The sequence below is a fragment of the Mycobacterium sp. genome, assembly GCF_049281135.1.
In the GTDB taxonomy this organism is placed as follows: domain Bacteria; phylum Actinomycetota; class Actinomycetes; order Mycobacteriales; family Mycobacteriaceae; genus Mycobacterium.
In genome coordinates this window covers 1-11,476 of sequence record NZ_JBAPRN010000624.1, presented here as the reverse complement: position 1 = coordinate 11,476, position 11,476 = coordinate 1, and the positions used below count along the sequence as shown (strand labels likewise).

At 66.5% G+C, this 11,476-nt stretch carries 11 protein-coding genes and 2 pseudogenes; 10 read left to right on the top strand and 3 right to left on the bottom strand.

Annotated features, from left to right (window positions below; translation table 11 throughout):
- Positions 1 to 251 (top strand): annotated as a pseudogene (locus WAN02_RS24615) (hypothetical protein); the annotation flags it as partial.
- 43 nt (positions 252 to 294) lie between these two features.
- Positions 295 to 1,431 (top strand): glycosyltransferase family 4 protein, encoded by a 1,137-nt coding sequence (locus tag WAN02_RS24610; RefSeq protein ID WP_422267292.1) that lies wholly within the window; start codon positions 295 to 297, stop codon positions 1,429 to 1,431.
- On the opposite strand, the gene WAN02_RS24605 is transcribed toward WAN02_RS24610, so the two are convergent.
- Entirely contained in the window at positions 1,428 to 3,230 is a 1,803-nt protein-coding gene (locus WAN02_RS24605) for an AMP-dependent synthetase/ligase (RefSeq protein WP_422267290.1), read from the bottom strand. The two genes, WAN02_RS24610 and WAN02_RS24605, sit on opposite strands and share 4 nt — an antisense overlap.
- 115 nt (positions 3,231 to 3,345) lie before the next feature.
- Between WAN02_RS24605 and WAN02_RS24600 the strand changes: the two genes are divergently transcribed.
- The 5 genes from WAN02_RS24600 (at position 3,346) to WAN02_RS24580 (ending at position 6,882) form a co-directional block, all read left to right on the top strand.
- Positions 3,346 to 3,744: a polyketide cyclase / dehydrase and lipid transport gene (locus WAN02_RS24600; protein WP_422267288.1), complete on the top strand. Its 399-nt coding sequence runs from the start codon at positions 3,346 to 3,348 to the stop codon at positions 3,742 to 3,744.
- Positions 3,745 to 3,858: 114 nt separating this feature from the next.
- A complete protein-coding gene (locus tag WAN02_RS24595) occupies positions 3,859 to 4,296 on the top strand; it encodes an SRPBCC family protein (RefSeq protein WP_331513759.1) in 438 nt (145 codons plus the stop codon).
- Positions 4,289 to 5,563: an ArsA family ATPase gene (locus WAN02_RS24590; RefSeq protein ID WP_422267296.1), complete on the top strand. Its 1,275-nt coding sequence runs from the start codon at positions 4,289 to 4,291 to the stop codon at positions 5,561 to 5,563. The genes WAN02_RS24595 and WAN02_RS24590 overlap by 8 nt, the downstream gene beginning before the upstream one ends.
- 58 nt (positions 5,564 to 5,621) lie before the next feature.
- A complete protein-coding gene (locus WAN02_RS24585; RefSeq protein ID WP_422267286.1) occupies positions 5,622 to 6,002 on the top strand; it encodes a hypothetical protein in 381 nt (126 codons plus the stop codon).
- Between the two features lie 151 nt (positions 6,003 to 6,153).
- Complete coding sequence (locus tag WAN02_RS24580) at positions 6,154 to 6,882, top strand: lysophospholipid acyltransferase family protein (RefSeq protein WP_422267284.1); 729 nt, start codon at positions 6,154 to 6,156, stop codon at positions 6,880 to 6,882.
- Between the two features lie 4 nt (positions 6,883 to 6,886).
- Here the strand turns inward: WAN02_RS24580 and WAN02_RS24575 are convergent, their stop codons facing one another.
- On the bottom strand, positions 6,887 to 8,206 hold the full coding sequence (locus WAN02_RS24575; protein WP_422267282.1) for a glycosyltransferase 87 family protein: 1,320 nt from the start codon (positions 8,204 to 8,206) through the stop codon (positions 6,887 to 6,889).
- 83 nt (positions 8,207 to 8,289) lie between these two features.
- Between WAN02_RS24575 and WAN02_RS24570 the strand changes: the two genes are divergently transcribed.
- The 3 genes from WAN02_RS24570 to WAN02_RS24560 all read left to right on the top strand — a co-directional run bounded on the left by WAN02_RS24570 (position 8,290) and on the right by WAN02_RS24560 (position 11,129).
- On the top strand, positions 8,290 to 9,171 hold the full coding sequence (locus tag WAN02_RS24570; RefSeq protein WP_422267280.1) for a hypothetical protein: 882 nt from the start codon (positions 8,290 to 8,292) through the stop codon (positions 9,169 to 9,171).
- A gap of 7 nt (positions 9,172 to 9,178) precedes the next feature.
- Complete coding sequence (locus WAN02_RS24565; RefSeq protein ID WP_422267294.1) at positions 9,179 to 9,670, top strand: polyadenylate-specific 3'-exoribonuclease AS; 492 nt, start codon at positions 9,179 to 9,181, stop codon at positions 9,668 to 9,670.
- Between the two features lie 70 nt (positions 9,671 to 9,740).
- On the top strand, positions 9,741 to 11,129 hold the full coding sequence (locus WAN02_RS24560; RefSeq protein WP_422267278.1) for a class II 3-deoxy-7-phosphoheptulonate synthase: 1,389 nt from the start codon (positions 9,741 to 9,743) through the stop codon (positions 11,127 to 11,129).
- On the opposite strand, the pseudogene WAN02_RS24555 reads toward WAN02_RS24560, so the two are convergent.
- Positions 11,126 to 11,476 (bottom strand): annotated as a pseudogene (locus WAN02_RS24555) (serine/threonine protein kinase); the annotation flags it as partial. The gene WAN02_RS24560 and the pseudogene WAN02_RS24555 sit on opposite strands and share 4 nt — an antisense overlap.

Here is an 11,476-nt window from a genome sequence, read left to right as displayed (position 1 = left end):
CCGCGCTGCCGTCCGACGCCGACCTGGCCGCCCCGGGGCCGCAGCGCTCGCAGGCCTACGACCGGGCTTGGTTGTTCGCGCTTTTCGTCGCCGACACCCGCGGAGCGCCGACGCTGCGGGCCCTGTACCGGGCCGCCTGCGGTGACGGGCATGCCGATCTGCCCGATGCTGTTCACGACGTCCTCGGCGCCGACCCGGCGGGGATACTCGCCGACTGGCAGCAGTGGCTGTCACGTCAGCCCACGCGCTGAACGCCGATTTCGACACCCGGAGCCATCAGGCTAGCCTTCGTAGGTGCCCCGGGTCCTGCTGGTAACCAACGACTTTCCGCCTCGGCGTGGCGGCATCCAGTCGTATCTGGTCGAGTTGGTGTCGCGGCTGGCCGCTACCGGCGAGCACACCCTGACGGTGTACGCGCCGCAATGGAAGGACGCCGACGTCTTCGACGCGCAGACCGCCGGCTATCGCGTGGTGCGACACCCCGGGTCGCTGATGCTGCCCGTACCAACCGTCGACTCGCGGATGCGGCGGCTGATCGCCGAAGACGACATCGACACCGTATGGTTCGGCGCCGCGGCGCCGCTGGCCCTGCTGGCTCAGCGCGCCCGTCGAGCCGGCGCCAGCCGGGTGCTGGCGAGTACCCACGGTCACGAGGTGGGCTGGTCGATGCTTCCGGCGGCACGGTCGGTGCTGCGTCGCATCGGCGAGGACAGTGATGTCGTCACGTTTGTCAGCCGATACACCCGACGGCGTTTCGCGTCGGCGTTCGGACCGCGAGCCCGGTTGGAACACTTGCCGCCCGGCGTCGACACCGAGCGGTTCCGTCCCGATCCGGTCAGCCGCGCCGAGCAGCGCGCCCGCTACGGTCTGGGCCAGCGGCCCACGGTGCTATGCCTGTCCCGGTTGGTACCGCGCAAAGGCCAGGACATGTTGATCCGGGCGCTGCCGGCGATCCGGCAGCGGGTGGACGGCGCCGCGCTGGTCATCGCCGGCGGGGGTCCGTATCTGGACACGCTGCGCGGGCTGGCCGAGCGCTTCGGTGTCAGCGATCACGTCACGTTCACCGGCGGTGTTCCGTCGGCGGATCTCCCCGCTTACCACGCGATGGCCGACGTGTTCGCCATGCCGTGCCGGACTCGCGGTGCCGGGCTGGATGTCGAAGGGCTGGGCATCGTCTTCCTGGAAGCATCTGCCACTGGTGTGCCGGTGATCGCCGGATCCTCGGGTGGCGCGCCGGAAACCGTGCGGCACAACCAGACTGGGGTCGTGGTCGACGGTCGCTCGGTGCAGCTGATCACCGACGCGGTCAGCGAGCTGCTGGCCGATCCGGATCGGGCCGCTGCGATGGGCGCCGCCGGCCGGGAGTGGGCCACCGCGCAGTGGCGCTGGGACGATCTGGCCCAGCGGCTGTCCGGCCTGCTCAGCGGCTAGTCCTTGTGGTAGATCGCCTCGATGTCGTCGGCGAACTTCTCGGCAACCACCTTGCGCTTCACCTTCATCGTCGGGGTCAGCTCGCCGGTGTCCTCGGTGAAGTCGACGGGCAGAATGCGGAATTTGCGAATCGACTCCGCATGCGACACGGACAGATTGGCCTGTTTGACCGCGCGGTCCACCTCGGCGATCAGATCGGGGTCGTTGGCCAGATCGCCCACCGACGAGTCGGCCGACTTACCGTTGCGTTGCTTCCAGCCTTCGAACGCCTCGGGATCGATGGTGATCAACGCTCCAATGAACGGCTTGGCGTCGCCGACCACCATCGCCTGGCTGATCAGCGGGTTCGCCCGCAACTGATCTTCCAAAACGGCTGGGGCAACGTTCTTTCCGCCAGCGGTGACGATGATTTCCTTCTTGCGACCGGTGATCGTCAGAAATCCTTGTTCGTCGACCGCGCCCAGGTCGCCGGTCTTGAACCAGCCGTCCTCGAACGCCTCGCTGGTGGCCTGATCATTGTGCCAATAGCCGGCGAACACCACACCCCCGCGTAGCAGCAGCTCGCCGTCGTCGGCAATGCGGATACTGTTGCCCGGCAATAACTTTCCGACCGTACCGACCTTCAGCGCATCGATCTGGTTGACGGTGATCGCCGCACTGGTCTCGGTCAGGCCGTAACCCTCGTAGATGGTCAGGCCGACGCCGCGATAGAAGTGGCCCAGCCGCGCGCCCAGCGGTCCCCCGCCGGATACCGACGCGTTGCAGTCGCCGCCCAGCGCCGCGCGGAGCTTGTGATACACCAGCCGATCGAACAGGGCGTGCTTGGCCCGTAGCAGCAGACCCGCGCCGCCGTTATCGGATGCCTCGCTCCAGTCGACGGCGGTTTGGGCGGCGATCTCGAAGATGCGGCCCTTGCCGTCGTTGGCGGCATTCTGCGCGGCGGTGTTGTACACCTTCTCGAACACCCGCGGCACCGACACCACGACGGTCGGTTTGAACACCGCGAACATCGGCACCAAATTCTTGATGTCACTGGTGAATCCGACGACGACCTTGTTGTGGAACGCGCACAGCGTCAGCGCCCGCGCGAGCACATGCGCGAGCGGCAGGAACACCAGCAGCCGCTCACCCTTGCGCAGCAGTGTCGGCAGCACCGCCTTGGCTCCGCGGGTCTCGTAGACCAGGTTCGAATGGGTCAGCTGGCAGCCCTTGGGCCGCCCGGTGGTGCCCGAGGTGTAGATCAACGTCGCCGGATCGTCGGCGTGCAGCGCCTCGACCCGTGCCGTGAGCTCGGCCGGGTCGACCGACGCGCCCTCCTGCTCGAGTTCGTCGAGCGCTTTGGGACCCGATCCGTCGATTTGCAGCACGCGCCGCAGTTCGGGCAGCTCGCCGGCCAGTTCGGCGATCATCGAAGCGTGGGCATCAGTTTCGGCGAAGGCCATCACCGCGCCCGAATCGGTCAGCACCCAGCGCACCTGCTCGGCCGACGACGTCTCGTAGATCGGGACGGTGACGCCGCCGACCGCGAGGATGGCCTGATCGAGGATCGCCCACTCGTAGCGGGTGGCCGAGAAGATGGCCACCCGATCGCCGCGCTGCACCCCGTCTGCGATCAAACCCAATGCGGTGGAGCGGATTTGGGCTGCCGCAGCAGCACACGTCACATCGGTCCAGGCCCCGTTGACCAGGCGCTGAAAGATCACCGCGTCGGGGTCGTTGCGCTCGTGCTCGAACACCGCGGCAACGATGTTGTCGTGCTCGTCAACCGTGAATGGGGCGGGCGCGGTAATTTCACGCACTCTTCTGACCTCGCTTCAGTGAATCCGACCAAGCGGGGAACCAGCCTAGTCCGGCGACGATGCAAGCCCGGAGGGTAGTGCGCCGGTCGGCCAGCTGTATGTGAAGCTATTGGCCGTGCACAGCGTTCAGATTGCCGACGAGACGTTTGTCGCCGCCGATCCGGCGCGCGTCGGGGCCTTCGTAGGTGACCCGGCCAATTGGCGGCGATGGTGGCCCGATCTGCGGCTGGAAGTTACCGAAGAGCGCGGACCGCTGGGCGTTCGGTGGGCAGCAACGGGGCCGCTGACCGGCACGATGGAGATCTGGCTGGAGCCGATGCTGGACGGCGTGCTGCTGCATTACTTTCTGCACGCGGAGCCGTCCGGGGTGGCGGCCTCGCAACCGGCCAAGCTCAATCTCTCGAAAATCACGCATCGGCGTCGGGTTGCGGGCAAGAAAATGGCCTTCGAAGTAAAGATGACGCTGGAACGCTCCCGCCAGGTCGGAGTTTCTCCGATGCTTGACCAGGGCTGAGCTTCGCCGGGGAGTACCGTTTCTGCCGTGGGTCGAGGTTGGGCCCCAGATGACGCAGGCATAGCGGCGGGCCGGGGAGTCCAACCCGCGCTGCGCAGAGAAGGAAGCGATTAGGTGGCGGAGAAGACGGCCCAGACGATCTACATCGACGCGAAGCCCAGCACGGTCATGGACGTGATCGCCGATATCGGCTCGTATCCCGATTGGGTGTCGGAATACACCGAGGCCGAGGTGCTGGAAGCAGACTCCGCCGGCAACCCGAAGGTGGCGCGGCTGGTGCTGGACACCAGCGTCCTCAAAGACACTCTGGTGCTGTCCTACAAGTGGCCGAAGGACCGTAAGTCGGTGAGCTGGTCGCTGGTCTCCAGTTCACTGCTAAAGGCCCTCGACGGCGTATATCGGTTGGCGCCCAAGGGATCTGGGACTGACGTGACCTACGAGCTCACGGTCGACCTGGCGATTCCGATGATTGGTCTGCTCAAACGGAAAGCCGAGCGCAGGTTGACCGACACCGCGTTGAAGGATCTGAAGAAACGAGTCGAGGCTGAGTGAGTCCGCAGCGCCCGCCCCGGCCCGGATCAGTCTTTTCGTCGGCAAGGGTGGGGTAGGCAAGTCCACGTTGGCGGCCGCGACGGCCGTGCATGAAGCGCGCGCCGGTCAGCGGGTGCTCCTGGTGTCGACCGACCAGGCGCACTCGCTGGGCGATGTGCTCGGTGTCGCGGTCTCGCCGACCGGTCGACGCGATGCCGTACGGGTGATGGCCGATCTTGAAACCGGGTCGACTGACGCCGGCGGCGGTTCGCTCGACGCGTTGGCGGTGGACACTCTGGCGCTGCTGGAAGCGCGCTGGCGCACGGTGGTCGACACACTCGGTCGCCGCTTCCCCGAATCGGAGCTGGGCGACATTGCGCCCGAAGAACTTTCGGCATTCCCAGGGGTTCAGGAAGTGCTCGGCCTGCATGAGGTCGGTGAGCTGGCAAAGTGCGGGGAGTGGGACCACATCGTGGTCGACTGCGCATCGACCGCCGATGCACTGCGGATGCTGACCTTGCCGGCGACCTTCGCGCTGTACGTCGAGCGCGCGTGGCCACGCCATCGCAGGCTCTCCACCGGCGCCGACGACGTGCGGTCCTCCGCGGTGGTGGAACTGCTGGAACGCGTCAGCGCCAGCGTCGACAAACTCAGCGCGCTGCTGGCCGATGGCACGCGCGTCGGCGCGCACCTGGTGCTCACCGCGGAGCGGGTCGTGGCGGCCGAGGCGGTCCGCACGCTGGGCTCGCTGGCGCTGATGGGGGTGCGCGTCGAGGAGTTAATCGTCAACCAGATTCTGATGCAGGACGATTCGTACGAATACCGCAACCTGCCGGCGCATCCGGCCTTCGACTGGTACTCGGAGCGGATCAGCGAACAGCGAACCGTGTTGGACGAACTCGATGCCGCGATCGGCGACGTGGCGCTGGTCCTCACCCCGCATCTGGCCGGCGAGCCGATCGGTGCCAAGGCGCTGGCCGAGCTGCTGGACTGCGCACGCCGCCGCGACGGGTCGGCGCCGCCCGGCCCGCTGCGTCCCGTCGTCGATCTTGAATCCGGATCCGGGCTGCAGTCGGTGTACCGATTGCGGCTAGAGTTGCCGCAGATCGATTCCGGGGCGCTCAGCCTGGGCAGGGTCGGTGACGACCTGATCGTCGGTGCCGGTGGGATGCGGCGAAGAGTCCGATTGGCGTCCGTTCTGCGGCGCTGCACGGTAATCGACGCGCATCTTCGCGGCAGCGAATTGACGGTGCGTTTTCAACCCGATCCGGAGGTGTGGCCGAAGTGACCGCCGGTGACGATCGACAGGGCAGTGCGATCTGGGAAAGCACCGAGGAGCGGCGCAGATGACTGGCGTGCACCCCGACATCGGACCGGAATTACGCAAGCTTGCGCAGAAAATCCTCGACCAGATCGATCCCGCGGTGCGATTGGCCGCGTCGATGGCAATCGGTGCCGGCGCAGGCACCGGCAAATGCCAGCAGGTGTGGTGCCCGGTGTGCGCGTTGGCCGCGGTGGTCAGCGGGGACGAACATCCGCTGCTGACCGTCATCGCCGAGCACAGTGTCTCGCTGCTGGCAGTGATTCGGGCCATCGTCGATCAAGTCGATCAGACGCCGCCGCCGCGGCCGGACGGACCGCCGGGCGGCGGTGCGGAACCCGAGGCTGCAGCCGACTCCCGCCCGGCGACTCGCTATCAGCCCATCTCCGTCACCGTCGACGAATAGGAAATCGATTTGCTGACAGCTGTCGAGTCGGTATCGAAGGCGTGAGTAAGTCGTAAGTGTTTGTTAAGTGGTGCGTGTGCTGTGGTCCCACACACCCTCGATCGGTAGGCTTGGCGCTGAACACTGTTGGCGCGGCTGAGTAGGAGGCTCAATGGCGTACTGGCTTTTGAAGTACATCTTCCTCGGCCCATTGCTAGCCATCCTCGGCCGACCAAAAATCGAAGGACTGGAATATGTCCCGCAGTCCGGGCCGGCGATTTTGGCCAGCAACCATCTGGCGGTGATGGACAGCTTCTACCTGCCGTTGGTGGTGCGGCGCCGGATCACGTTCCTGGCGAAGTCGGAATACTTCACCGGAAAAGGTTTCAAGGGCTGGTGGAGCCGGTGGTTCTTCACCGCCGTCGGCCAGGTGCCGATCGACCGCAGTAGCGCCGACGCGGCTCAAGCCGCGTTGGACACCGCCCAGCGGGTTCTGGGCGAAGGCAAGTTGCTCGGCATGTATCCCGAAGGCACTCGCTCGCCCGACGGCCGGCTCTACAAAGGCAAGACCGGGCTGGCGCGCCTGGCGCTGGAGACCGGCGTCCCGGTGATCCCGGTGGCGATGATCGGCACCGATAAGGTGAACCCGCCCGGAACCTCGATGCTCCGGTTCGGAAAGGTCACGGTCCGGTTCGGCAAGCCGATGGACTTCTCCCGGTTCGACGGTCTGGCGGGCAACCGGTTCATCGAACGCGCCGTCATCGACGAGGTGATCTACGAGCTGATGGGGCTTTCCGATCAGGAATACGTCGACATCTACGCCGCGACGCTCAAGAACCACAACGGATCCGCGCCGGGCCAGCAATCGTCGTCTCGGATTCCGCAGACGGCTGCCGGATAAGCGATCAGCTGACTGCGGACACCGGCGCCGGCGCAGTCGACGGCCGAGCCGCGGGCGCGGTTCCGGCGGCGACCGAAATGGTGGCTCCGGCGGCGACCAGGGTCGCCAGCGCCCACCACAGGTAGGACACTCCGGCGAGCTGACGCCACAGTGGCGCGGTCACCTCGTGGTGCTTGGGCATCAGATCGATCGGCGTCCACACCATCAACGCCACTCCCGCGGCGCTGACCACAGCCATGACGACGTTTCGCCGGCGCCAGGCCAGCACGGCCGTCACCAATACCGCCTCCAGCATCCACACCCAGTGGTGCGACCAGGAAACCGGCGACACCGCCAGCCCGAACAGGGCAATGCAAATCACCGCCAAGACGGGCTCGCCGGCGCGCAACGCTCGACGCGCCGCCCACACCGTCAGCGCCAGCACCAGGAAACAGGCCAGCACCCATGGCAGGAATCGTTGGTGCTCGTCGAGACCCAGCCGAGCCAACGTTCCGGCGATGTTCTGGTTGGTGTTCAGGCTCGCCGATCCGATCCGATCGGTGTTGCGCACGGTGTGAGTCCAGTACTCCCACGAGTCCTGCCAGGCCAACGCGAACCCGGCCGCGAGCGCAGTCACGACCGACGCCAACGAGGTGAGGACGGCGCGGCGGTCCCGGTTCAGCAGGAAGTACAGCAGGAACACCGCCGGAGTGAGCTTGAGCACGATGCCCAGTCCCAGCAGCAGCCCCCTCGGCCACGGCGTGCGACGCGGCACACACTCGGCGATCACGAGCGTCATCAAAACGACGTTGATCTGACCGAAGGCGAAGTTCGCCTCGATTGGCTCCCAGTAGAGCGTCGCCCACGCCACGATCAGGGCGGTCAGCCACCAGCGACGCGACCATGCCGGCCCGGGCACCCACCGGCTGGTCTCCCACACGTCCATCCGGGTCAGGACGATCATCGTCGAGACCAGCAGCAGCGCCAGCGTGATCAGGGTGATGGTGACGCTGGCGGCCGGCATGCCCAGCCAGGCGAACGGGGCGAAGATGACGGCGGCCAGCGGGGGATAGGTGAACGGCAGGTTCAGCCCGATCGGCGTGTGGAACTTCACATCAGGGCTGTAGAGCGGATGGCCGTCCAGCCAGGCCTGGCCGCCCATCCGGTAGACGTCGATATCGATGCGATACGTGGTGCTTCCGACCACTCGCCACCCGGCGTAACCCAGCGCGACCAGCGCCAGCGCCTGAAGCAGCGCCCATCCGGCGTTTCGCCAGATATTCGGCTGCGCCGTGGCTACCCGCCCGCGCCCACTGCCCGCGTCGGGCGAGCCCCATCTACTCATGTCGGTGACAGCTTAATCGGTGCGGGCGTGCTAGTCGGTGTCGCGGACGGTCATCGGGCCGAAGGGAGCGTAGCTTTTCAAGCGTGCTCCACTGGTTCGAACACGACATCATCGGTCGCGGTCGATTACCCCTGTTGTGCTGTCTGATCGCCTTTATCCTCACCTTCTTCGTGACCCGCACCTCCGTGCGGTTGATCCGCCGCCGCGACAGCACCGGCCGGCCGCCCCGGTGGTGGGAGCCACGCAACATCCACATCGGCTCCAAGCACGTCCATCACGTGGTGGTCGGCGTCGTCATGGTGATGATCTCCGGCATCACGCTGGTGGCGTTGTCCGTCAACGGGACCGAGCCCGAATTCACCGCGATCGCAATCGTTTTCGGCATCGGCGCCGCGCTGGTGCTCGACGAGTATGCCTTGATCCTGCACCTGTCCGACGTCTACTGGGAGGAAGACGGGCGGACGTCGGTCGACGCGGTGTTCGCCGCGGTCGCGGTGGGTGGACTCCTGGTTCTGGGGTTGCACCCGCTGATGTTCTTCATCAGCCTGTGGCAGGACACCACGCATTCGACGGTATTGCGGGCCGCTGTGGTCTTCGCGATGGTGCTGACGTTGCCGCTGGCTGTGCTGGTTGTGCTCAAGGGCAAGGTTTGGACCGGACTGATCGGGATGTTCTTCGTCCCGCTGCTGTTCATCGGGGCGATCAGGCTGTCACGCCCGCAGGCGCCCTGGGCCCGCTACCTCTACCTGCGCCGGCTGGACAAGATGGGCCGCGCGCTGGAGCGCGAACGGACCCTGCGCCGGCCTGTCGTGCACGCCAAGCTGTGGCTGCAGTACGCGATCGCGGGTACCCCGCGTCTGCCCTCGCACCGCCTGGTCGATGCGGCGCTGGACCGTGAAGTGCATCCAGCGCCGCCGCCGGAGTCGGTGCCGAGCGTGTTCGTCAGCGGCGCCGGCGTCGGGTGAGGTGGCGGTGCGCTATTTCTACGACACCGAGTTCATCGATGACGGATACAACATCGAGCTGATCTCGATCGGGGTGGTCGCCGAGGACGGCCGCGAATACTATGCCGTATCAACCGAATTCAATCCGGAGCGAGCCGGCAAGTGGGTGCGTGCGAACGTGCTGCCCAAGCTGCCGTCGCCGGCCTCGCAGGTGTGGCGGTCGCGCGCGCAGATCCGCGACGATCTCGAGACGTTCTTCGACATCGACGGGGCTGAGCCGATCGAACTGTGGGCTTGGGTCGGTGCCTACGACCACGTCGCGCTGTGCCAGTTGTGGGGTCCGATGACCCATCTGCCGCCGCCGATCCCGCGATTCACCCATGAGCTGCGCCAGCTCTGGGAGGACCGTGGCAGCCCCCGGCTGCCGCGCCGGTCGGCGAATGTGCACGACGCGCTGGTCGACGCCCGCGACCAGCGGACGCGCCACCAGGTGATCATGTCCGACGGCGACGGGCGCTAGCTCGGGCTTTCCGCATCGGCCCTGATCGCGGCGTGATTGGGGGCGTGTGCCGCCCGGTTACCATGGACGGGTGAACTGGACCGTTGACGTACCGATCGAGCAGCTGCCGTCGCTGCCTCCGCTGCCGGCGGACCTGCGTGCGCGGCTGGACGCCGCGCTGGCCAAGCCCGCTGCACAACAGCCGAGTTGGACACGTGAGCAGGTCGAACCGATCCGCAAGGTTCTGGAAAGTGTGCCGCCGGTGACGGTGCCGTCGGAAATCGTGCGGCTGCAGGAGATGCTGGCCCAGGTCGCCCGCGGTGAGGCGTTCATGCTGCAGGGCGGCGACTGCGCGGAGACGTTCGTGGACAACACCGAGCCGCACATCAAGGGCAATATCCGCACCTTGCTGCAGATGGCGGTGGTGCTGACCTACGGCGCCAGCGTGCCGGTGCTCAAAGTGGCCCGCATCGCGGGGCAGTACGCCAAGCCCCGGTCGGCCGACCTCGATGCGCTGGGCCTGCGTTCCTACCGCGGCGACATGATCAACGGTTTCGAGCCAGACGCCGCGGCGCGCGAGCATGACCCGTCGCGGCTGGTGCGGGCCTACGCCAACGCCGGTGCGGCGATGAACCTGGTTCGCGCATTGACCTCGTCCGGGCTGGCGTCGCTGCATTTGGTGCACGACTGGAATCGCGAGTTCGTCCGCACCTCGCCGGCCGGCGCGCGTTACGAGGCGCTGGCCTCCGAGATCGACCGCGGGCTCAAGTTCATGAGCGCCTGCGGGGTGGCCGACCGCAACCTGCAAACCGCCGAAATCTACGCCAGCCATGAGGCTTTGGTGCTCGACTACGAGCGCGCGATGCTGCGACTGTTCGATGCCGACGATGGTGAGCCGCAGCTGTACGACCTGTCGGCGCACTACCTGTGGATCGGGGACCGCACCCGGCATCTCGACGGCGCGCACATCGCCTTCGCGGAGGTGATCGCCAACCCGATCGGCGTCAAAATCGGGCCCACGACCACCCCGGAGCAGGCCGTCGAATACGTCGAGCGCCTCGACCCGCACAACAAGCCGGGCCGGTTGACGCTGGTGAGCCGGATGGGCAACAACAAGGTTCGTGACCTGCTGCCGCCGATCATCGAGAAGGTGCAGGCGACCGGCCATCAGGTGATCTGGCAGTGCGACCCCATGCACGGCAACACCCACGAGTCGTCGACCGGCTACAAGACCCGGCACTTCGACCGGATCGTCGACGAGGTGCAGGGCTTCTTCGAGGTGCACCGGGCGCTGGACACCTATCCTGGCGGCATCCACGTCGAGATCACCGGAGAGAACGTCACCGAGTGTCTCGGTGGAGCTCAAGACATTTCGGACACCGATCTGGGTGGACGCTACGAAACCGCTTGCGATCCAAGGCTGAACACCCAGCAGTCGCTGGAGCTGGCGTTCCTGGTCGCGGAGATGTTGCGCGACTAGAGCAGACCGCTGATGTTGCTGCCGACGGTCCAGGCCGCGGCGGCCACCATGCCGGTGATCGACAAGACGATCGCTATCCAGATCAGCACCATGCGTCGAGCGCGCTGACGTTCCAGGGCGAATTCGATCATCTCGATTCCGGCGAATTGCCCTGATATCTCGTGGTATTCGTCATCATCAAGTGCGATGGATTTGGCGGGCCGGTGCTGTGGATCGCGGGTCAGCTGACGCGTCGGATGATGCACCGGCGCACGGGCGCGCGGTGACTGGAGTTGCTCGCTGGTGCGGTGTTGGTCGATCCCGCTGCGGTGCATCGCAGCCGAGCGGTGCCGCGCCGAGTTACGCGG